This is a genomic window from Sagittula sp. P11, assembly GCF_002814095.1.
Lineage (GTDB): Bacteria > Pseudomonadota > Alphaproteobacteria > Rhodobacterales > Rhodobacteraceae > Sagittula.
The window spans coordinates 1,868,133-1,887,115 of sequence record NZ_CP021913.1 but is presented as its reverse complement, the minus strand read 5'-3'; the positions used below and the strand labels follow the sequence as shown (position 1 = coordinate 1,887,115).

The following is an 18,983-nucleotide window of genomic DNA, read 5'->3' as shown; positions in this document are numbered from 1 at the left end:
GCGACATGGACATCAAGGTACCCGATATCGGCGATTTCAAGGACGTTCCCGTGGTCACGGTCCTCGTCTCGGTGGGCGACACCGTGGCGGAAGAGGACGCCCTGATCGAACTGGAATCCGACAAGGCGACCATGGAGGTGCCCTCTTCGGGCGCCGGCAAGGTCAAGGAAATCAAGGTGAAGGAAGGCGACCGCGTGTCCGAGGGCGACGTGATCGTCGTGCTCGAAGGCGCGTCGGGCGGCTCCGGCGGCCCGGAGTCCGGCGACAGCGAAGGCAAGTCCGAGGAGAAGGCCCCCGCCAAGGAGGCGCCGAAGGCCGTCGAGGCCAGCGGCACCGCCACAGGCCCCGGCGATGTCCACGCCGAGGTGGTCGTTCTGGGCTCCGGCCCCGGCGGCTACACGGCTGCGTTCCGTGCGGCGGACCTCGGCAAGTCGGTGGTGCTGATCGAGAAGTACGACAGCCTAGGCGGCGTCTGCCTCAACGTCGGCTGCATCCCCTCGAAGGCGCTTCTGCACATGGCCAAGGTCATCACGGAGGCGGAGGAGACCGCGCACCACGGGCTCAAGTTCGGCAAGCCGGAGATCGACCTCGACGCGCTGCGCGGCTTCAAGAACGAGGTGGTCGGCAAGCTGACCGGCGGCCTCGACGGGCTGGCCAAGCAGCGCAAGGTCAAGGTGGTGAAGGGCTTCGGCAAGTTCACCGGGCCGAACATGATCGACGTCGAGGGCACCTCGGTCAGCTTCGACCAGTGCATCATCGCCGCCGGATCGGAACCTGTGGCGCTGCCCTTCATCCCGCATGACGATCCGCGGGTGATCGACTCCACCGGCGCGCTGGAACTGGCCGACATCCCGAAGCGGATGCTGGTGCTGGGCGGCGGGATCATCGGGCTGGAGATGGCCTGCGTCTACGACGCGCTGGGGTCGAAGATCACGGTCGTCGAACTGATGGACCAGATCATCCCGGGCGCCGACAAGGACGTGGTCAAGCCGCTGATGCAGCGCATCAAGGGCCGGTACGAGAACATCTTCCTCAAGACCAAGGTCACCGGGGTCGAGGCGAAGGACGACGGCCTGCACGTCACCTTCGAGGACGAGAAGGGCGAGTCCTTCTCCGACACCTTCGACAAGGTCCTGGTGTCGGTGGGCCGCCGTCCGAACGGCAAGAAGATCGACGCCGACAAGGCGGGCGTGGCGGTGGACGACCGCGGCTTCATCGCCGTGGACAGCCAGCAGCGCACCGGCGTGTCGCATATCTTCGCCATCGGCGACGTGGTGGGCCAGCCGATGCTGGCGCACAAGGCGGTGCACGAAGGCAAGGTCGCGGCAGAGGTCTGCGCCGGAGAGAAGCGCCACTTCGACGCCTTGGTGATCCCGTCGGTGGCCTATACCGATCCGGAGGTCGCATGGGTCGGCCTGACGGAAACGCAGGCCAAGGAGCAGGGCATCAAGGTCGAGAAGGGCGTGTTCCCATGGGCGGCCTCGGGGCGGTCCCTGTCGCTGGGCCGGAGCGAGGGCATGACCAAGCTGCTCTTCGATCCGGAGGATCAGCGCGTCGTCGGCGGCTGCATCGTCGGCCCCAGCGCGGGCGACCTGATCGCCGAAGTGGCGCTGGCCATCGAGATGGGCGCCGATGCGGTCGACCTGGGCCACACGATCCACCCGCATCCGACCCTGTCGGAGACGGTGAACTTCGCGGCGGAGATGTTCGAGGGCACCATCACGGACCTCATGCCGCCCCGGAAGAAGAAGCACTGAGATCCTGTAGGGTGGGGCTTTGCGCCACCCTCCTTCCGAACGAAGCGGGGCGCGCCGATCACCGGCGCGCCCCTTCTTCGTCGAACCCTGTCACTAGATACGGAACAAGGGCTGCAGCAGACGCGGGAGGAAGCTGCGGAATTTCAGCGGCGCGTCGGTCACGGCAAGGCAGATGCAGTCGCCCGAGATGTCGGCCACGGGCATGTGCTGGGTGTCGCCGTCGGCGACCTCCACGTCGCCGCGGGCATAGCGGCCGTCCTCGTCTGAAAACGCGCCCTGCAGGACCAGCGTCAGCTCCAGCCCGTTGTGGCCGTGGTCCGGCACGGCGGTGCCCGCCGGGATATACAGCAGCCGTGCGGTGGCGCCCGGAGCGGTGGGCAGGATCGCCTGCTTCACGCCCATGCCCAGCGGACGCCAGCGCACGTCCTCCAGCCCGCCGCCGATGTAGTCGACCAGCGGGGCCGGAACGACCGGGTCGGTCTTCGGCATGTGGATCGGGCGCTCCTCGGGAGCGGCGCCGCGCACGGCGGCCAGCGCGCGGTCCAGCGCGCCGTCGTCCATCGCCACGGCGTCGGTGTCGTCCAGCAGCGCGCCGCCGACTGCCTCATGCGCCTCCACGGCGGCACGGCAGGTGTCGCACATCGACACATGCGCGGCGACAATCAGGTTCACCGCCTCGGGCAGGGTGCCCGCGGCATAGCCCATCACGAGGCTCTCGGTCAGGTGGTGCGTGATCTCCGTCATCTCTCGTTCTTTCCGTCCATGGCATGGCGCAGGCGGTCCAGCGCGAGCCGAATACGTGATTTTATCGTGCCCAGCGGAAGGCCGGTCTCGGCGGCGATCTCGCTGTGTGTCATCTCGCCGAAATAGGCCTTGTGGATCAGGTCGCGCTGTTTCGGCGGCAGCGCGGCCACGGCGGCACCCAGGGCCTCCGTCTCCTGTTGAAGCCCCAGCATCTCCGCCTGGTCGGGGTCCGGTTCCGGCCCCCAGGGCAGGTCCTCCGGTTCCGGGCGGCGGGCGCGGCGCAGCAGGTCGATGCGCTTGTTCCGCGCGATGGTGAACAGCCACGTCGCGGCAGAGGCGCGGTCGGGGTCGAACTGCGCGGCCTTCTGCCAGAGCGTCGTCATCACCTCCTGCACGCATTCCTCCGCCTGCGCGGCGTCGGCGCCGCTGCGGATCAGGAAGCCCTTCAGCCGCGGCGCGAAATGCGCGAACAGCGCGGCAAAGGCGGCTTCGTCCCGATGGTCGCGAATGCGGATCAGAAGCGCGGCCCAGGTGGCCTGCTCCTCTTCGCGTTCGCTGTCGGACTGTCTGTTCACGGCGGTCCTCTTCGGTCGTCTCACCCTTGATCGCCCGCCGCCCGCCGGGATGGCAGGGGGCAGGGAGTCGCAAGGGTCGGCGGTGTCGGTTGCGGTGAACATGCCCATCTTACGGAGGTGTGCGCCACCCGGATCACATTTTTTTCATCACCGCGTGCGGAGCTTGCGGCGCAGGCCGCGCCACGCGGGCGGCGTCAGTTTTTCCTTGCAAGTCACGGCTTAAAGTCATCCGTCCAGAGGGCTGTTGCGTAGACAACAGGCCAGTCATCAAGAAGGACCTGCCCATGCCGTTCGAAAACAGCCCGCTCGCGCCACGCCGCATCGCCGTCATCGGAGGCGGCATCTCCGGCCTCGGCGCGGCGTACATGCTGGCGGAGGACGCGCATGTCACCGTGTTCGAGGCAGAGCCGCGCCTTGGCGGGCACGCCCGGACCCGGATGGCGGGCAAGCGGGGCGACCAGCCGGTCGACACCGGCTTCATCGTGTTCAACTATGCCAACTACCCCCTTCTGACGCGCCTCTTCGACGACCTGGACGTGCCGGTGACCCCTTCGGACATGAGCTTTTCCGCCTCGCTCGGCGGCGGGCGCATGGAATACGGGCTGCGGAACCTGAAGGCGATCTTCGCCCAGAAGCGCAACCTGGGGAACCCGAAGTTCTGGGGGATGCTGCGCGACGTGATGCGGTTCAACGCCCGCGCGGTCGAGGTCGCCCGCGACCGCAGCCTGACGCTGGGCCAGTTCCTCGACGTGCTGGGCACCGGGGTGTGGTTCCGCGACTACTACCTCTTGCCGCTGTCCGGCGCGATCTGGTCGACCCCGACCGAGAAGATCATGGATTTCCCCGCCCACGCGCTTGTCACCTTCTTCCAGAACCACGCGCTGCTCAGCGCCACCGGCCAGCACCAGTGGTGGACGGTGCAGGGCGGATCGGTGGAATACGTGCGGCGGCTGACCGCGGCGCTTGTGGCGCGCGGTGCGACGCTCCGCCCCGACACGCCGGTGCAGGCGGTGCGGCGCGCGGGCGGCAAGGTGCGGATCAAGGTGCCCGGCGCCGACTGGGACACCTTCGACGAGGTGGTGATGGCCACCCATGGCGACACCTCCCTGCGCCTGCTCGAAGACCCGAGCGTCGAGGAACGCGCCGCCCTGTCGAAGGTCGCCTACCAGCCGAACCGCGTCGTCCTGCACGCCGACGAGACTTTGATGCCCAAGCGCCGCGCCGCGTGGTCGTCGTGGAACTACACCGAAGCCGCCGACAAGACGGTGGAGACCATCGACCTCACCTACTGGATGAACCGCCTCCAGCCGATCCCGGAAGAGGACCCGATGTTCGTCACCCTCAACAGCACCCGCCCGATCCGCGAGGACCTGATCTACGACGAGGTCATCCTGCGGCACCCGGTCTACGACGAGGGCATGTTGCAGGCGCAGGCTCAGGTCGCCCGCTTCAACGGTGCGCAGAACACGTGGTTCTGCGGCGCATGGATGCGCAACGGTTTCCACGAGGACGGTCTGGCCAGCGCCGCCGACGTGGCAGAGGCGATCCGCGCGGGCAACCGGCTCGGGGCGGTGGCATGACCGTCGACCTCATCCAGGCCCATACGTGGCACGGGCGGAAGGGGGCGCTGGAAAACGCCTTCCGCTATTCCGTCGACTACGTGCTCTTCGATGCGGAGGCGAAGGTGAAGGGCCCGCGGCTGTTTTCCCGCAACCGGCGCAACGTCGCCTCCGTTCAGGACAGCGACCACGGCGGCCCGCCGAAGCACGGGCGCGGTGCCCCTTGGGCGCGCGAGGTACTGGACCGTTACGGCATCGCGGCGAAGGGGCCGCTGATGCTGCTGACCCAGCCGCGCATCCTTGGCCACGTGTTCAACCCGGTGTCCTTCTGGCTGGCCTATGACGGCGACGCGCTGAAGGCGGTGATCGCCGAGGTCAGCAACACCTTCGGCGACCGGCATTCCTACCTCTGCCACAAGCCGGACGGCGCGCCCATCGGGCCGGGCGACGAACTGGCGGCAGAGAAGGTCTTCCACGTCTCGCCGTTCCAGCCGATTGCCGGGGGCTACACCTTCCGCTTCGACATCACGGCCAAGCGGATCGGCATCTGGATCGACCTCGACCACGACGGCGGCGGCCTGATCGCCACGCTGGTCGGCCCGCGCCGGCCGCTGACCAGCGGGCACCTGCTCTGGACCCTGCTGCGCCGTCCGTTCGGGTCGCGCCGTGTGCTGGCGCTGATCCACTGGCAGGCGCTGAAGCTGTGGTGGAAGGGCGCGCGCTACCGCAACCGCCCCGAACCGCCGAAGCCCGAGGTCTCCGGCCCGCATCACGAAAGGAAAGCCGCATGATGACGGCCGTCTGGCTCCTGACCGGCGCGTTCGTGGCGCTGGCCCTCGTCTGGCTGCGCGACCGGCTGGCGGGCTTCTCCGCACAGCGCCCCGCCGACTATGCCGATGCCCCCGGCGAAGCGATGGACATCCGCCGCCATCTGAACGGCGCGCTGGAAGCGGAGGGCGTGATCTACGGACCCACCGGCCGCGTCACATCCCGCTTCAGGGGCGATTTCGTCGCCACGTGGGAGGGCAACACCTGCGTCCTGCACGAACGCTACCTCTATGCCTCCGGCGTGGAGGAAGAGCGCGCCTGGCACCTCACGCTCGGCAACGACGGCCGCATCCGCGCCACGGCAGCGGACGTGGTGGGCGAGGGCAGCGGCCGGCAGAGCGGCCCGTCCGTGCAGATGCGCTACCGGCTGCGCCTGCCGGAGGACAAGGGCGGCATCGTGCTGAACGCCACGGACTGGATGTATCTCACCCCCGACGGGACCATCGTGAACCGCTCGCAGTTTCGGAAGTTGGGTCTGAAGGTTGCTGAACTCGTGGCGGTCATGCGCCGCAAGGAGGTTGTGTGAGAGACTGGAACGGAAAGCGCTACTGGATCGTGGGCGCAAGCGAAGGACTGGGCGCCGCACTGGCCCACAGGCTGAGCGAGGCGGGCGCCGAACTGATCCTCTCGGCCCGGTCGGAGGACAAGCTGCGCGCGCTGGCCGACAAGCTGCCCGGCAAGGCCGAGGTGGTCCCCGTGGATGTCACCGACGCCGAGGCGCTGGAAGAGGCCGCGCAGAAGATCGGGACGTTCGACGGCGTGGTGCAGCTTGCGGCGGTCTACTGGCCCTTCGGCGGCAAGGAATGGGAGGCGGAGCACGCCAATCTCATGGCCGACGTCAACTTCGGCGGGGCGATGCGGCTGGTGGGCGTGGTGGTGCCGCGCTTCGTGGCGCGCGGGTCCGGGCACATCGTGCTGACCGGGTCGCTGTCTGGCTATCGCGGCCTGCCGGGGGCCGCGGCCTATGTCGCGACCAAGTCGGGCATCATGGCGCTGGCGGAATCGCTTTACGCCGACCTCAAGGGCACCGGCGTCGACGTGCAGCTTGTGAACCCGGGCTTCATCCGCACGCAGCTGACCGAAAAGAACGACTTCAGGATGCCCTTCATCATGGAGCCCGAAGAGGCGGCGGACATCGTCTTCCGCCACATGAGCGGCAACAGCTTCCAGCGCGCGTTTCCTCGCATGTTCAGCCTGTTGTTCCGCGGCAGCCAGTTTTTGCCGGATTGGCTCTATTTCCGGCTGTTTGCTTAAGATCAAGGTGCCGTACCTCTTTTCGGTGCAGTGTCCGCCCTGATCAGACAGTGAAGGATGACCGCATGGACCAGATCAGCACAAGACAAGTGGCGGCCGTGATTCTCATGGCGCGCGAAATCGAACGGGGCGAGGGCGAGCTGCGCGGCCTGATCGACCGGATGGACGAAGAGGAAGCCGCGGCGCTGACCGCGATCATGTGGATCGGGCGCGGCTCGTTCGAGCCGGAGGAATTCGACGAGGCCTACCGCACCGCGCTGGCAGAGGCGACGGCGCCCACGTCGGACTACCTGATCGGCACGCCGCACCTCGCCGACAACCTTGAGGCCGGGCTGGACGCGCTGGGGTACAGCGTCACCGAGGAAGAAGACGACCTGATGCGGCGCGGCGCCTGACAGGGGCACACCGCCCCGCACGCCGTCAGCGCAGCGCGCGGCCCTTCAGGATCGCCTCGCTGCCGAAACGGGCGCGGATCTCGTCGGCGGCACGCTCCGCCTTTGCCCGCGCACCGGCCTGCGGATCGAGCAGATCGCCCGCACGATCCGCCTGGGCCTCGGGGACGAGGTCCGACAGACCCACGCCGATCAGCCGCCACGGCCCCGGTTCCTTCACCTGGTCGAACAGTGCACGGGACGCCCGGTAAAGCCGGTCGGCCATCTGCGTCGCGTCCGGCAGGGTCATCCGCCGGGTGAGGATGCTGAAATTCGTGCGCCGCAGCTTCAGCGTGACGGTGCGGCCGGCCATGCCCTTCGCCTTGGCGCGGTCCGTGGTCTTTTCCGACAGCCGCCACAGATGCCCGTCGAGGATATCCGCATCGGCGGTGTCCTCGTTGAAGGTCGTCTCGTTCGAGATCGACTTCACCGGCGCGTTGCGCGTGACCCGCCTGTGATCCTCGCCCCGCGCAAGGTGCCACAGCCGCGTGCCCATGGCGCCGAACCGCGCCTCGAGATCGCGGCGGTCCCAGCGCAAGAGGTCCTCGAAGGTGCGGATGCCCGCGCGGTCGAGGCTCTCCTGCCCGGCCTGACCCACACCCCACAACATGCGCACCGATTTCGGCCTGAGAAACGCCTGCGTCTCCGCCTTGCCGATCACGGCAAACCCGCGCGGCTTGTCGAGGTCGGAGGCGATCTTGGCCAGGAACTTGTTGTGCGAAAGCCCTATGGAGCCGGTCACCCCCAGCTCCGCCTGCATCCGCTTGACCAGACGCGCCAGCATGACGGCGGGCGGCGCGCCGTGCAGCCGCGTGGTGCCCGACAGGTCCATGAAGGCCTCGTCCAGCGACAAGGGCTCGATCGCCGGGGTCAGCTCTTCCATCATGGCTCGGATCTGGCGCGAGACGCCGACATAGACCTCCATCCGGGGCCTGATGATGACCGCGTCGGGGCAGAGCTGCAGCGCCTTGAACATCGGCATGGCCGAACGCACGCCGCGGATGCGCGCCACGTAGCAGGCCGTCGACACCACCCCGCGCCGCCCGCCGCCGATGATCACCGGCTTGTCGGCCAGCTCCGGATTGTCGCGCTTTTCGACCGAGGCATAGAAGGCGTCGCAATCCATGTGCGCGATGCTCAGCTCGGCCAGCTCCGGATGGGCGATCACGCGCGGCCGCCCGCAGGCGGGGCAGCGCGGTCCGCTGTCAAAGAGGGTCAGGCAGTCGCGGCACAGCGCGGGCATGGTCGGGTTATCCTTGCCGGGTCACCGGATAATCTGGCGCAAATCTCCGGCCATGCTTACATAAGTCGAAGATTATTTCCGAGAAAGGTCCTTCGATGCCCATTGAGTCGCTGATCGCCGAATTCCTCGGCGGGAACATCGTGTTCCTCCTGCTGGCGGTCTTTATCCTGCTTTGCATTTTCCTGGGCGTGCGGATCGTTCCGCAGTCCGAAAAACACGTGGTCGAACGCTTCGGGCGGCTGCGCGCGGTCCTCGGGCCGGGGATAAACTTCATCGTGCCCTTCCTCGACAAGGTCCGGCACAAGATCTCGATCCTCGAACGCCAGTTGCCCACCGCCTCGCAGGACGCGATCACCATGGACAACGTCCTGGTGGAGGTGGAGACCTCGGTCTTCTACCGCATCCTCGAACCGGAAAAGACCGTCTACCGCATCCGTGACGTGGACGCGGCCATCGCGACCACCGTGGCGGGCATCGTCCGCGCCGAGATCGGCAAGATGGAACTGGACGAGGTACAGTCGAACCGCGCCCGCCTGATCGCCGAGATCAAGATGCTGGTGGAGGACGCTGTCGACAACTGGGGGATCGAGGTGACGCGGGCCGAGATCCTCGACGTGAACCTCGACCAGGCGACGCGCGACGCGATGCTCCAGCAGCTCAACGCCGAACGCGCCCGCCGCGCGCAGGTGACGGAGGCCGAGGGCAAGCGCCGCGCGGTCGAACTGGCCGCCGACGCCCAGCTTTACGCCGCCAAGCAGGAGGCCGAGGCGCGCCGCATCACCGCCGACGCCGAGGCCTACGCCACCGAGGTCGTGGCCAAGGTCATCCGCGAAAACGGCGTCGAGGCCGCGCAGTACGAGGTCGCGCTGAAGCAGGTCGACGCCCTGCGCCGCATGGCCGAGAAGGGCGGCACGCAGACCATCGTCCTGCCGTCGAGCGCAATCGAGGCCTTCGGCAACGCGTTCAAGCTATTCAAGGGAGGCACGTCATGAGCTGGGACACCTGGTGGCTCTGGATCGCGGGGGGCATCGTCCTCCTGATCGTCGAGGTGCTGGCGCCGGGGTTCATCGCCCTCGGGCTGGCGGTCGGCGCCTTCATCGTCGGGTTCCTGCTGCTGGTCACGGGTCTGGGCTCTCTGCCGCTGACGCTGCTGATCTGGGCCGTGGCCTCGCTTGTCGCGTGGCTGGTGATCCGCAAGCTCGCCGGAGAGCGCAAGGGCCAGGTGAAGATCTGGACCACCGACATCAATGAATAGCCGCCGGTTCTATGGCGCGAAGGTGATGCTGTTCGCCGGGGACGACCTTCTGGTCCTGCGCCGCGACTTCGCGCCGGGGCTGGCGTGGCCGGGGATGCTGGACTTCCCCGGCGGGGTGGCAGAGGGCGACGAGGACCCCGTCGCCTGCGTCCTGCGCGAAACCCGCGAAGAGCTGGGCCTGACCCTCGACCCCGACCTGCTGCGCTGGGTGCACCTGCGCGACGCAGGCGGGCGCAGAAGCTGGTTCTTCGCGGCCCACGGCCCGGCCGGTCTGGTGGACGAGGTGCGTTTCGGTGGCGAAGGGTTGGAATGGGCCGCCATACCGCCCATGGATTTGGTCAACGCCCCGGATGCCGTCTGGCCGTTCCGCGGCATCCTCGCCAGCTACCTTGCTTCGGAAAAGAAAAAACCGGGACGTGCCTGAATTGGCACGCCCCGGCAGTTTGTCCGGGTCTCAAGGGGACAGTAGAGATCCCGGAAGGCAGGCCCATACAGGCGCATGGGCTGCAGGCAGATCGTGCCGCGCAATGCCGGGGACGGAAGGCGCGGCGGGAATGGGTCTCCCCCTGGGGGAGAAAAGGCCGGGGGCCGCGAAAGGCAGCGTGCGGCGCCCCGGCAGTAAGACCGCTCCCCGAGGGACAGAAGGGGTTCGGTCAGGCAGGCTCATACAGGCGTATGAGCGGCAGGCAGCAGGCGTCGCGCCGGATGCCATCGACAGCGCGACGAAAGACGGAAACGGATCAGGCGGCGTGCGGCATGTGCGACGCCATCGGGCTGCGCGGCGGAACGATCGGCTTGCGCAACTCGCGCGACTTCAGCGCGGCGCGGTCGCCCATCGCCATCAGTGCCGTGTTCAGCAGTCCGCGCGACGCGGCCTCGAAATCGGTGGTCATCGGCGCGGAGAAGGTGCTGGCCACGCGCACCCGTCCACCCGGCGTGTGAAGGGTCACAAGGGCCTCGAAGCACTGTTCGGCGGCGTTGTAACGGACGTCGTGAATTCGGGGTGTCATATCGCTCATAACCTCAACCCTTTTTTGTAACGGGCCCCACTTTCGGCCCCTGTGTATACATAACGTAAGAAGTTGTGGATAAGTTTCATCACGGAATCAGGTATGGAATTTCCCCATGACTCCAATGTGTAAGCGGAAGTCAGCGCAGGATTCGGCGCCTTTTTGCCCATCGTTGACCGGACGACAGCCGTTGCATCACGACCACGTGTCAAATTATTTCGAACCTGAGCCACGTTTATCTCCGTCAGACCGGCATTTCTGCACTTCTTACGGTGGAAAAACGCGAACCTTCGCGAATCGGTTCCAAAATCGACCAGATATAGCGATAGAGCCGCCTGAATCCTGCTGGATCTAGGCGGCTCACATGTTTCAGGGCGTGATTGAAATGATCAGGAGTTCGCGCGCTGCGCCTGGGGCGAGCGGAGCTCGGCCACGATGGCCTCGGCGGCCTTCCGGGGCGATGCGGCGCGGTGCACTGGGCGGCCGACCACGATGTGATCCGCGCCGTCGCGAATCGCCTGGGCCGGGGTTGCGATGCGTTTCTGGTCGCCCACGTCGGCCCCGAAGGGGCGCACGCCCGGCGTGACGATCAGGCGGCCATCGGCCTCCGGCAGGGCGCGGACCAACGCCGCCTCGTTCGGCGAACAGATCACCCCGTCCGCTCCGGCGTCGAAGGCGCGCCCGGCCCGTTCGGTCACGAGGTCCGGGATGACGCCATCCTTGATGAGCGCGGAATCGAGGTCGTCGCGGTCCAGCGAGGTCAGCACCGTGACAGCAAGGATCTTCAGGTCCGACCCGGCGGCGCCCTCCTTGGCGGCGCGCACCACGTAGGGGTCGCCGTGCACCGTGAGGAAGTCGAGGTCGAACTGCGCGATGCCCCGCACCGCCGCCTCGATCGTGGCGCCGATGTCGAACAGCTTCATGTCGAGGAAGATGCGCTTGCCGTGCTCGGCCTTCAGCTCGTTGGCCAGCGCCAGCCCGCCGCCGGTCAGCATCCCGAGCCCGATCTTGTAGAAGGACACCGCATCCCCCAGCTTCTGCACGAGGTCGATGCCCTCCAGCACGTTCGGGACGTCCAGCGCCACGATCAGCCGGTCGTCGGCGGCGGTGGGGGCGTTCTGTTCGGTGGCACGGGCAAGGGTCATGGCGGGGCTCCTGAGGTTTTCCCCATGTGACCGCCCCGACGAGTCGCGTCAAGCACGCCGGGGGTCCTGACGGCCCGGGCGCCGCGGGTTTGCCGACCGGGCCGGGGCGCCCGCGGCCCGCCGTATCGACCGCACCATTCGCGTTGCATTTTTGCAACGAATATCTTGAAGGGCTGCGCAAACACGCCCATTTAGGATGTGAGGCCCAGAAGGCCGGGCGCTGCCTTGTGCAGGCGCGGTCGCAACAGGGTGCTTGTGCAAAGGAGAGTAAGATGAACTTGGACAAGTTCACGGAGCGTGCGCGCGGCTTCATTCAGGCGGCGCAGACCATCGCGATGCGGGAGAGCCACCAGAAGCTGGCCCCGGAGCACCTTCTCAAGGCGCTTATGGACGATGAGCAGGGGCTTGCACCCAACCTGATCGCAGCTTCCGGCGGAGAGCCGAAGCGCGTTGTGCAGGTGCTGGATACCAAGCTGGCGAAGATCCCCAAGGTGTCCGGCGATGCCGGGCAGGTGTACCTCGATTCCGCCACCGGCAAGGTGCTGGACGAGGCAGAGAAGATCGCCAAGAAGGCCGGCGACAGCTTTGTCCCGGTGGAGCGGATGCTCATGGCGCTGGCCATGGTGAAATCCCCCGCCAAGGAAGCGCTGGAAGCGGGCAAGGTCACGCCGCAGGGCCTGAACACGGCCATCAACGACGTGCGCAAGGGGCGCACGGCGGACAGCGCCAATGCCGAAGACAGCTATGAGGCGCTGAAGAAGTACACGCTGGACCTGACGGAGCGCGCCCGCGAGGGCAAGATCGACCCGATCATCGGACGGGACGAGGAAATCCGCCGGACCATGCAGGTGCTCAGCCGCCGGACCAAGAACAACCCGGTGCTCATCGGTGAGCCGGGCGTCGGCAAGACCGCGATCGCGGAAGGCCTCGCCCTGCGCATCATCAACGGCGACGTGCCCGAAAGCCTGAAGAACAAGCGTCTTCTGGCGCTCGACATGGGTGCGCTCATTGCCGGTGCGAAGTACCGCGGCGAATTCGAGGAGCGGCTCAAGTCGATCCTGTCGGAGGTCACCTCGGCCGCCGGTGAGATCGTGCTCTTCATCGACGAGATGCACACGCTGGTCGGCGCGGGCAAGGCGGACGGCGCGATGGATGCGTCGAACCTGCTGAAGCCGGCCCTGGCGCGGGGCGAGCTGCACTGCGTCGGCGCGACCACGCTGGACGAGTACCGCAAGCACGTCGAGAAGGACGCGGCGCTGGCGCGGCGTTTCCAGCCGGTCATGGTCGAGGAACCGACGGTCGACGACACCATCTCGATCCTGCGCGGCATCAAGGAGAAGTACGAACTGCACCACGGCGTGCGGATCGCCGACTCCGCGCTGGTGGCGGCGGCACAGCTGTCTCACCGCTACATCACCGACCGCTTCCTGCCGGACAAGGCCATCGACCTGATGGACGAGGCCGCCAGCCGTCTGCGGATGGAGGTGGACTCGAAGCCGGAGGAACTCGACGCGCTCGACCGCGACATCCTGCAGAAGCAGATCGAGGTCGAAGCCCTGCGGTCCGAGGATGACCAGGCCTCGAAGGACCGGCTCGAGAAGCTGGAGAAGGACCTGGCCGACCTGCAGGAACAGAGCGCGGAGATGACCGCGCGCTGGCAGGCGGAGCGTGACAAGCTGGCCTCGGCCAACGACCTGAAGGAGCAGCTCGACCGGGCCCGCGCCGAACTGGAGCAGGTGAAGCGGCAGGGCAACCTCGCCCGCGCCGGGGAACTGTCCTACGGCATCATCCCGGGGCTGGAGAAGCAGCTTGCCGAGGCCGAGGCGTCCGACGACGTCATGGTCGAGGAAGCGGTGCGCCCGGACCAGATCGCCTCTGTCGTGGAGCGCTGGACCGGTATCCCCGCCGGCAAGATGCTGGAAGGCGAGCGCGAGAAGCTGCTGGGCATGGAAGAGAACCTGCATCGCCGGGTTGTCGGCCAGAACCAGGCGGTGACCGCCGTTGCGAATGCCGTGCGCCGGGCGCGTGCGGGTCTCAACGACGAGAACCGTCCGCTGGGCAGCTTCCTGTTCCTCGGCCCCACCGGCGTCGGCAAGACCGAGCTGACGAAGGCCGTGGCAGAGTTCCTGTTCGACGACGACTCGGCGATGGTCCGCATCGACATGTCGGAGTTCATGGAGAAGCACGCGGTGGCCCGCCTGATCGGCGCGCCTCCGGGCTACGTGGGCTACGACGAGGGCGGTGTCCTGACCGAAGCCGTGCGGCGGCGTCCGTATCAGGTCGTGCTGTTCGACGAGGTCGAGAAGGCGCACCCGGACGTGTTCAACGTGCTGTTGCAGGTCCTCGATGACGGCATGCTGACCGACGGTCAGGGCCGCACCGTGGACTTCAAGCAGACGCTGATCGTGCTGACGTCGAACCTCGGCTCCCAGGCCCTCAGCCAATTGCCCGACGGCGCTGACGGCGGCCAGGCCAAGCGTGACGTGATGGACGCCGTGCGCGCCCATTTCCGGCCGGAGTTCCTGAATCGTCTCGACGAGACGATCATCTTCGACCGGCTGAAGCGCGAGGACATGGGCGGCATCGTGGAGATCCAGCTCCGCCGTCTGCTGAAGCGCCTCGCGGCCCGCAAGATCCGGCTGGAGCTGGACGATGCGGCCAAGGCGTGGCTGGCGGACGAGGGCTACGACCCGGTGTTCGGTGCGCGTCCGCTCAAGCGGGTGATCCAGCGCGCCCTGCAGGACCCGCTGGCAGAGATGCTCCTGTCCGGCGACGTGAACGACGGCGACGTGGTTCCGGTCTCTGCCGGGGCAGAAGGCCTCCTGATCGGCGACCGCGTCGGCGCCACCAACCGGCCCAAGCCGGACGATGCCGTGGTGCACTGATCCGGACGCCGGAAAGCTACGAGAAAGGCGGGGGAAACCCCGCCTTTTTTCATGCAAAGTACTCCTGCAATCCAGGAAGCGGTTCGTACTCCAATGACCGCTTCGAGCCCATTTCGGTTAGGTTTCCGCTGTGCCGCGAACGTGGGCTTGGTCAGTGAGTGGACCGAACTCAGGTCGCATGCGCTTTGCTGCTGTCAGCCGGAGCTTGGGCCCGGTCGAACATGCCGTAGTCCCGGATCACGCTGGCGATCCGCAAGCGGTAGTCATCGAAGACCCCACTGCGCCCCTTCGTTTGTGCGCCTCGATGGGCATTGAGGGTGCGCCAGTGTGTGATCGCGTCTTCATCCTCGAAGAACGACAGGGACAGGATCTTGCGCGGATCGGTCAGGCTCTGGAACCGCTCGACCGAGATGAAACCTTCGACATCATCGAGCATCGGACGCATCTCGGCAGCGATGTCGAGGTACTCGTCCTTGCGACCCTCCGCCGGTTCGACCTCGAAAATGACGGCGATCATGCGCCGTCTCCATGCGACGCGGAAGCGAGTTTGAGCCAGGTCCTGTCTTCCCGGAGCAGGAACTTCTCCTTCTGGGCGAACTCGTAGTTCTCGCGGCCTAGCGGGTCGGCGGCAAGACGCGCGCGGTAGGCTTCGTAGTCTGCAAGGCTCGCGACATTGTAGATGCCGTAAGCGAGCGTGGATGACCCTTCGTGCGGGGCGTAGTAGCCGATCAGGTCGGCTCCACAGCGCGGGATCGCCTGCCCCCAATTGCGGGAATACTCCTCAAACTGGGCTTTTTTCGTCGGATCGATATGGTAGCGGATTACGCATGTCAGCATGATGGACTCCTTGCAGCGTGTCCTCCGACCATAGCCGGTTGCTTTCTGCAGATGCTTCGATCAAGATCGAACTATGAAAGAAGGTCCGGATATCGCGCGAATAGCTGCTTTGATCGGCGATCCCGCCCGCGCCAACATGCTGACCGCGCTCATGAGCGGGAAAGCCCTGACGGTCAGCGAACTGGCGGAAGAAGCGGGAGTGACGGTCCAGACCGCCAGCTCGCACCTGTCGAAGCTCGATGATGGCGGCTTGTTGAGGCCCCGGAAACAAGGACGACACAAGTACTTCGCGCTTGCCAGTGACGAGGTGGCCCATGTGCTCGAAGGTTTGATGGGTCTCGCGGCGGGGTCGGGTCATTTGCGCAAACGCACCGGCCCGCGGGATGCGGAACTGCGCCAGGCGCGTGTCTGCTACAACCATCTCGCCGGGGATATGGGCACACAGATGTTCGACAGCCTTATCGCGCAGGGGCATCTGGTCCAGGGTGGCGAAGACCTGAGACTGACCGAGACCGGGGCGGCATTCTCCGCCGAATTTGGCATCGACGTCGCGGGCCTGCGCAAGGCGCGCGCGCCTGTTTGCCGAGAATGCCTCGACTGGAGTGAACGGCGGTCGCATCTGGCGGGCAGCTTGGGGCGCGCATTCCTCGGTCGGTTCGAGGAGCTGTCCTGGGCCAAGCGGGATCAGAAAACCCGGATCGTGACCTTCTCTCGGAATGGAGCAGTGGAATTCAACAAACTCTTCCCGGTGAACTGAGAACCGCTACGGATTGCACCAAGGCAGCCAACGGATGAATGGCGGGATTGTCCGCCAAGCCGACCTCTGCAGCCAGATACCGGAGCTTTCTCCGGGAGCATGACGTCCTGGCCAAAGGTCATCCCGCATGCACGGCATCAGCCTAAGCCAATGGCTGGGGGACCCTCCGCCTCTTCCCCTGTGCTCCCGCTTGCGCAATGGCCCCAGATCACTTCTGCGGCTGGAAATCCTTGCTGGCCAGCAGCCCGGCCGCGGCGATCATCAGCGCGCCGCACACCTTGTTCACCAGCCCGAAGGAATACCGCTTCAGCACGGCTGCCGCCCGGATGCCCAGCCAGCCCCACAGCAGCAGGATCGCCCCGTCGACCGCCAGGTAGGTGACCCCGAGGATCAGAAGCTGCGGCAGCACCGGCGCGCCGGGGTCGATGAACTGCGGGAAGAGCGCGCCGAAGAACACCACGGCGAAGGGGTTCGCCATGGAGGTGACGAAGCCCTGCCGGAACAGGCGGAAGGACTGGCCGGAGGCATTGGCCGACACGTCCCCGGCCCGCTCCTTCGCGAGGACAAGCTGCACACCGATCCACAGCAGGTAGGCGACGCCAAGCCACTTGATCCAGAGGAACGCGCTGGCCGAGGTGGCGATGATCGCGGCCAGCCCGAAGGCCGCTCCGGTCATCTGCAGGCAGTTGGCCGTCAGGTCCCCGGCGATGGTGAACACGCTCCGCCGCAGCCCGTGGCGCACGCTGTTCGAGATGATGAGAAGCTGGCTGGTGTCGGGTGGCGTCGCAAAGAACACCGCCACGGCGGCCAGGTAGATCAGGTACGTCTCCATCGGCATGGCCGCGGTCCTTCCGGTTGCTCGCGGCCATGCTAGGCCCTGCGCGGCACAGCCGTCAAACCGCCTGTCCTTCCGGGCGGGCGCGGGGGTCAGCGCAGCGGCAGGCCGATTCCGGCGCAGGCCGCCGCATCGCCGCCGCAGCAGTCCTCCAGCAGGAAGGTCACCAGCCCGTTAACCGCCGCGAAGTTCGGTGCATATAGCACCTCGCGGTGCTGGCGCGTCGCCGTCACGAGGCCCGCGCGTTTCAGCACCGACAGGTGGCCCGACAGGGTCGAGGGCTTGAGATCCAGAAGCCGCCCCACCTCCATCGCGGGCGTCCCCTCCGGACCGCGCTTTACCAGCAGACGGAACACCGACAGCCGCACATCGTGCGCCAGTGCGGTGAAAGCGTCCGTTGCCTTGGCCTGATCCATGTTTCGTGAATACGCGAAATGACGAATCTTGACAAGATCGGCGGGCGGGGGCTACACCGCCCTCAATTCGGGATTCCGCGAAATGACACCATCATGACAGCCCGCAGACCGGGCCGGAGGGAACGATGAGCGACGCCGCCGAACCGCAACCCATGGGCCCCTTCGAACGCCTGCTGACCCTATGGGTCGCGCTGGCCATGATCGCCGGCATCGCGGTCGGCGTGGTGGCGCCGGGGCTGGTGCAGGCCATTGCGGGGGCCGAGGTCGCCTCCATCAACCTTGTCGTCGCGGTGCTGATCTGGGCCATGGTCTACCCGATGATGGTCGGCGTCGACTTCGGCGCGGTGGCGGGCGTGGCCAAGCAGCCGAAGGGCCTTCTGGTGACGCTGACGGTCAACTGGCTGATCAAGCCCTTCACCATGGCGCTGCTGGCGGTGCTGTTCTTCGACCACATCTTTGCGCCGTGGATCGCGCCCGAGGATGCCTCCCAGTACATCGCCGGGCTGATCCTGCTGGGCGCCGCCCCCTGCACGGCCATGGTCTTCGTCTGGTCGCAGCTCACGCGCGGGGATGCGACCTACACGCTGGTGCAGGTCTCGGTGAACGACCTCATCATGGTCGTGGCCTTCGCGCCCATCGTGGCGCTGCTGCTGGGCGTGACGGAGATCGCGGTGCCCTGGAACACGCTGGTGCTGGCGACGGTGCTTTACGTCGTGCTGCCGCTGATCGCCGGGCTGATCACCCGCCGCGTGCTGGGGTCGGACGCAGCGATCGACTCCTTCTCGGCCCGGGTCAAACCGCTGTCGATGATCGGTCTCGTCGCCACGGTCGCGATCCTCTTCGGCCTGCAGGGCGAGGTCATCCTGAGCCGTCCCGTGGTCATCGCCCTGATCGCCGTGCCGATCCTGATCCAGAGCTACGGCATCTTCGCGCTGGCCTACGGCGCGGCCTTCCTGCTCAAGGTCCCGCATCGCATCGCCGCCCCCTGCGCGATGATCGGCACGTCGAACTTCTTCGAACTGGCGGTGGCCGTGGCGATCTCGCTCTTCGGGCTGAACTCCGGCGCGGCGCTGGCCACCGTGGTCGGCGTGCTGGTCGAGGTGCCGGTGATGCTGTCGCTCGTGGCCTTCGCCAACCGCACGCGGGCGCGCTTTCCCGGCGCGGCCTGACGGGCCGGGCTCACAGCACCCGGAACACCTTGTCGCGCGAGGTCTCTCCGCGCACCAGCTCCAGCCGCGACTTCGGCACGCCAAGCGCCTTGGCCAGCAGCTTCACCACCGCCGCCGTCGCCTTGCCGCCTTCTGGCACCGTGGTCACGTAGACCCGGAGCGCGACGCCGTCCCGTTCGACCGCGTTGCGCGACGCCTTGGGCGTGACGCGCACCGCAAGGGTCGCGCCGGGCACGGCAAGGTCGGAGAGATCGGGCGGTTTCATGGGACGGCGCTAGCATCC

At 66.9% G+C, this 18,983-nt stretch carries 22 protein-coding genes; 12 read left to right on the top strand and 10 right to left on the bottom strand.

Annotated elements, in window-relative coordinates; genetic code table 11:
- Positions 1-5 precede the first annotated feature (5 nt).
- Positions 6-1,757: a dihydrolipoyl dehydrogenase gene (gene lpdA / locus CDO87_RS09235; protein ID WP_198521855.1), complete on the top strand. Its 1,752-nt coding sequence runs from the start codon at positions 6-8 to the stop codon at positions 1,755-1,757.
- 93 nt (positions 1,758-1,850) lie between these two features.
- Here the strand turns inward: lpdA and CDO87_RS09230 are convergent, their stop codons facing one another.
- Positions 1,851-2,501: a ChrR family anti-sigma-E factor gene (locus CDO87_RS09230; RefSeq protein WP_100928506.1), complete on the bottom strand. Its 651-nt coding sequence runs from the start codon at positions 2,499-2,501 to the stop codon at positions 1,851-1,853.
- The gene (locus CDO87_RS09225) at positions 2,498-3,184 is read right to left on the bottom strand and encodes a sigma-70 family RNA polymerase sigma factor (protein WP_100928505.1); all 687 of its coding nucleotides are present in this window, start codon (positions 3,182-3,184) and stop codon (positions 2,498-2,500) included. The genes CDO87_RS09230 and CDO87_RS09225 overlap by 4 nt, the downstream gene beginning before the upstream one ends.
- Before the next feature lie 176 nt (positions 3,185-3,360).
- Here CDO87_RS09225 and CDO87_RS09220 point away from each other — a divergent pair, with 176 nt between their 5' ends.
- The 5 genes from CDO87_RS09220 to CDO87_RS09200 all read left to right on the top strand — a co-directional run bounded on the left by CDO87_RS09220 (position 3,361) and on the right by CDO87_RS09200 (position 7,112).
- Positions 3,361-4,656, top strand: a complete 1,296-nt coding sequence (locus CDO87_RS09220; RefSeq protein WP_100928504.1) for an NAD(P)/FAD-dependent oxidoreductase — start codon at positions 3,361-3,363, stop codon at positions 4,654-4,656.
- The gene (locus CDO87_RS09215; RefSeq protein WP_100928503.1) at positions 4,653-5,426 is read left to right on the top strand and encodes a DUF1365 domain-containing protein; all 774 of its coding nucleotides are present in this window, start codon (positions 4,653-4,655) and stop codon (positions 5,424-5,426) included. The genes CDO87_RS09220 and CDO87_RS09215 overlap by 4 nt, the downstream gene beginning before the upstream one ends.
- Positions 5,426-5,989 (top strand): DUF3833 family protein, encoded by a 564-nt coding sequence (locus CDO87_RS09210; protein WP_100930896.1) that lies wholly within the window; start codon positions 5,426-5,428, stop codon positions 5,987-5,989. Before CDO87_RS09215 ends, CDO87_RS09210 begins: the two co-directional genes overlap by 1 nt.
- Positions 5,986-6,717, top strand: coding sequence for an SDR family oxidoreductase (locus tag CDO87_RS09205; protein ID WP_100928502.1), 732 nt, complete (start codon positions 5,986-5,988; stop codon positions 6,715-6,717). Before CDO87_RS09210 ends, CDO87_RS09205 begins: the two co-directional genes overlap by 4 nt.
- 65 nt (positions 6,718-6,782) lie before the next feature.
- Positions 6,783-7,112 carry a DUF3775 domain-containing protein gene (locus CDO87_RS09200; protein WP_100928501.1) on the top strand — a complete coding sequence of 110 codons (330 nt, stop codon included), beginning with the start codon at positions 6,783-6,785 and terminating at the stop codon, positions 7,110-7,112.
- A 25-nt stretch (positions 7,113-7,137) separates the two neighbouring features.
- Here the strand turns inward: CDO87_RS09200 and CDO87_RS09195 are convergent, their stop codons facing one another.
- The gene (locus tag CDO87_RS09195; RefSeq protein ID WP_100928500.1) at positions 7,138-8,391 is read right to left on the bottom strand and encodes a DNA polymerase IV; all 1,254 of its coding nucleotides are present in this window, start codon (positions 8,389-8,391) and stop codon (positions 7,138-7,140) included.
- Positions 8,392-8,486: 95 nt separating this feature from the next.
- Here CDO87_RS09195 and CDO87_RS09190 point away from each other — a divergent pair, with 95 nt between their 5' ends.
- Genes CDO87_RS09190 through CDO87_RS09180 form a run of 3 tightly spaced genes read left to right on the top strand, consistent with a single transcriptional unit; the run spans position 8,487 to position 10,070 of the window.
- Positions 8,487-9,383 (top strand): SPFH domain-containing protein, encoded by an 897-nt coding sequence (locus tag CDO87_RS09190; protein ID WP_100928499.1) that lies wholly within the window; start codon positions 8,487-8,489, stop codon positions 9,381-9,383.
- Complete coding sequence (locus CDO87_RS09185; RefSeq protein ID WP_100928498.1) at positions 9,380-9,646, top strand: NfeD family protein; 267 nt, start codon at positions 9,380-9,382, stop codon at positions 9,644-9,646. Before CDO87_RS09190 ends, CDO87_RS09185 begins: the two co-directional genes overlap by 4 nt.
- Positions 9,639-10,070 (top strand): NUDIX hydrolase, encoded by a 432-nt coding sequence (locus CDO87_RS09180; RefSeq protein ID WP_254698394.1) that lies wholly within the window; start codon positions 9,639-9,641, stop codon positions 10,068-10,070. The genes CDO87_RS09185 and CDO87_RS09180 overlap by 8 nt, the downstream gene beginning before the upstream one ends.
- A gap of 316 nt (positions 10,071-10,386) precedes the next feature.
- Here the strand turns inward: CDO87_RS09180 and CDO87_RS09175 are convergent, their stop codons facing one another.
- Positions 10,387-10,665 carry a hypothetical protein gene (locus CDO87_RS09175; protein WP_100928497.1) on the bottom strand — a complete coding sequence of 93 codons (279 nt, stop codon included), beginning with the start codon at positions 10,663-10,665 and terminating at the stop codon, positions 10,387-10,389.
- Positions 10,666-11,045: 380 nt separating this feature from the next.
- The gene (gene pyrF, locus CDO87_RS09170; protein ID WP_100928496.1) at positions 11,046-11,801 is read right to left on the bottom strand and encodes an orotidine-5'-phosphate decarboxylase; all 756 of its coding nucleotides are present in this window, start codon (positions 11,799-11,801) and stop codon (positions 11,046-11,048) included.
- Between the two features lie 272 nt (positions 11,802-12,073).
- On the opposite strand from pyrF, the gene clpB reads away from it, so the two are divergent.
- On the top strand, positions 12,074-14,686 hold the full coding sequence (gene clpB / locus CDO87_RS09165; RefSeq protein ID WP_100928495.1) for an ATP-dependent chaperone ClpB: 2,613 nt from the start codon (positions 12,074-12,076) through the stop codon (positions 14,684-14,686).
- A 169-nt stretch (positions 14,687-14,855) separates the two neighbouring features.
- Here the strand turns inward: clpB and CDO87_RS09160 are convergent, their stop codons facing one another.
- Positions 14,856-15,203, bottom strand: a complete 348-nt coding sequence (locus CDO87_RS09160; protein ID WP_100928494.1) for an antibiotic biosynthesis monooxygenase — start codon at positions 15,201-15,203, stop codon at positions 14,856-14,858.
- Complete coding sequence (locus tag CDO87_RS09155; RefSeq protein WP_100928493.1) at positions 15,200-15,523, bottom strand: NIPSNAP family protein; 324 nt, start codon at positions 15,521-15,523, stop codon at positions 15,200-15,202. Before CDO87_RS09155 ends, CDO87_RS09160 begins: the two co-directional genes overlap by 4 nt.
- A gap of 73 nt (positions 15,524-15,596) precedes the next feature.
- On the opposite strand from CDO87_RS09155, the gene CDO87_RS09150 reads away from it, so the two are divergent.
- Positions 15,597-16,280, top strand: coding sequence for a helix-turn-helix transcriptional regulator (locus tag CDO87_RS09150; RefSeq protein ID WP_100928492.1), 684 nt, complete (start codon positions 15,597-15,599; stop codon positions 16,278-16,280).
- Positions 16,281-16,488: 208 nt separating this feature from the next.
- On the opposite strand, the gene CDO87_RS09145 is transcribed toward CDO87_RS09150, so the two are convergent.
- A complete protein-coding gene (locus CDO87_RS09145) occupies positions 16,489-17,118 on the bottom strand; it encodes a LysE family translocator (protein ID WP_198521853.1) in 630 nt (209 codons plus the stop codon).
- Between the two features lie 89 nt (positions 17,119-17,207).
- Positions 17,208-17,531, bottom strand: coding sequence for a helix-turn-helix transcriptional regulator (locus tag CDO87_RS09140; protein WP_100928491.1), 324 nt, complete (start codon positions 17,529-17,531; stop codon positions 17,208-17,210).
- A 125-nt stretch (positions 17,532-17,656) separates the two neighbouring features.
- Here CDO87_RS09140 and arsB point away from each other — a divergent pair, with 125 nt between their 5' ends.
- Positions 17,657-18,700: an ACR3 family arsenite efflux transporter gene (arsB, locus tag CDO87_RS09135; RefSeq protein ID WP_100928490.1), complete on the top strand. Its 1,044-nt coding sequence runs from the start codon at positions 17,657-17,659 to the stop codon at positions 18,698-18,700.
- Between the two features lie 10 nt (positions 18,701-18,710).
- Here arsB and CDO87_RS09130 read toward each other — a convergent pair whose 3' ends face one another.
- Complete coding sequence (locus CDO87_RS09130) at positions 18,711-18,965, bottom strand: DUF167 domain-containing protein (RefSeq protein WP_100928489.1); 255 nt, start codon at positions 18,963-18,965, stop codon at positions 18,711-18,713.
- Positions 18,966-18,983 lie beyond the last annotated feature (18 nt).

Coding starts and splice junctions, on each gene's coding strand:
- lpdA (WP_198521855.1), top strand. CDS start 6: ATGGACATCAAGGTACCCGATATCGGCGATTTCAAGGACGTTCCCGTG.
- CDO87_RS09230 (WP_100928506.1), bottom strand. CDS start 2,501: ATGACGGAGATCACGCACCACCTGACCGAGAGCCTCGTGATGGGCTAT.
- CDO87_RS09225 (WP_100928505.1), bottom strand. CDS start 3,184: ATGGGCATGTTCACCGCAACCGACACCGCCGACCCTTGCGACTCCCTG.
- CDO87_RS09220 (WP_100928504.1), top strand. CDS start 3,361: ATGCCGTTCGAAAACAGCCCGCTCGCGCCACGCCGCATCGCCGTCATC.
- CDO87_RS09215 (WP_100928503.1), top strand. CDS start 4,653: ATGACCGTCGACCTCATCCAGGCCCATACGTGGCACGGGCGGAAGGGG.
- CDO87_RS09210 (WP_100930896.1), top strand. CDS start 5,426: ATGACGGCCGTCTGGCTCCTGACCGGCGCGTTCGTGGCGCTGGCCCTC.
- CDO87_RS09200 (WP_100928501.1), top strand. CDS start 6,783: ATGGACCAGATCAGCACAAGACAAGTGGCGGCCGTGATTCTCATGGCG.
- CDO87_RS09195 (WP_100928500.1), bottom strand. CDS start 8,391: ATGCCCGCGCTGTGCCGCGACTGCCTGACCCTCTTTGACAGCGGACCG.
- CDO87_RS09190 (WP_100928499.1), top strand. CDS start 8,487: ATGCCCATTGAGTCGCTGATCGCCGAATTCCTCGGCGGGAACATCGTG.
- CDO87_RS09185 (WP_100928498.1), top strand. CDS start 9,380: ATGAGCTGGGACACCTGGTGGCTCTGGATCGCGGGGGGCATCGTCCTC.
- CDO87_RS09180 (WP_254698394.1), top strand. CDS start 9,639: ATGAATAGCCGCCGGTTCTATGGCGCGAAGGTGATGCTGTTCGCCGGG.
- CDO87_RS09175 (WP_100928497.1), bottom strand. CDS start 10,665: ATGAGCGATATGACACCCCGAATTCACGACGTCCGTTACAACGCCGCC.
- pyrF (WP_100928496.1), bottom strand. CDS start 11,801: ATGACCCTTGCCCGTGCCACCGAACAGAACGCCCCCACCGCCGCCGAC.
- clpB (WP_100928495.1), top strand. CDS start 12,074: ATGAACTTGGACAAGTTCACGGAGCGTGCGCGCGGCTTCATTCAGGCG.
- CDO87_RS09160 (WP_100928494.1), bottom strand. CDS start 15,203: ATGATCGCCGTCATTTTCGAGGTCGAACCGGCGGAGGGTCGCAAGGAC.
- CDO87_RS09155 (WP_100928493.1), bottom strand. CDS start 15,523: ATGCTGACATGCGTAATCCGCTACCATATCGATCCGACGAAAAAAGCC.
- CDO87_RS09150 (WP_100928492.1), top strand. CDS start 15,597: ATGAAAGAAGGTCCGGATATCGCGCGAATAGCTGCTTTGATCGGCGAT.
- CDO87_RS09145 (WP_198521853.1), bottom strand. CDS start 17,118: ATGCCGATGGAGACGTACCTGATCTACCTGGCCGCCGTGGCGGTGTTC.
- CDO87_RS09140 (WP_100928491.1), bottom strand. CDS start 17,531: ATGGATCAGGCCAAGGCAACGGACGCTTTCACCGCACTGGCGCACGAT.
- arsB (WP_100928490.1), top strand. CDS start 17,657: ATGAGCGACGCCGCCGAACCGCAACCCATGGGCCCCTTCGAACGCCTG.
- CDO87_RS09130 (WP_100928489.1), bottom strand. CDS start 18,965: ATGAAACCGCCCGATCTCTCCGACCTTGCCGTGCCCGGCGCGACCCTT.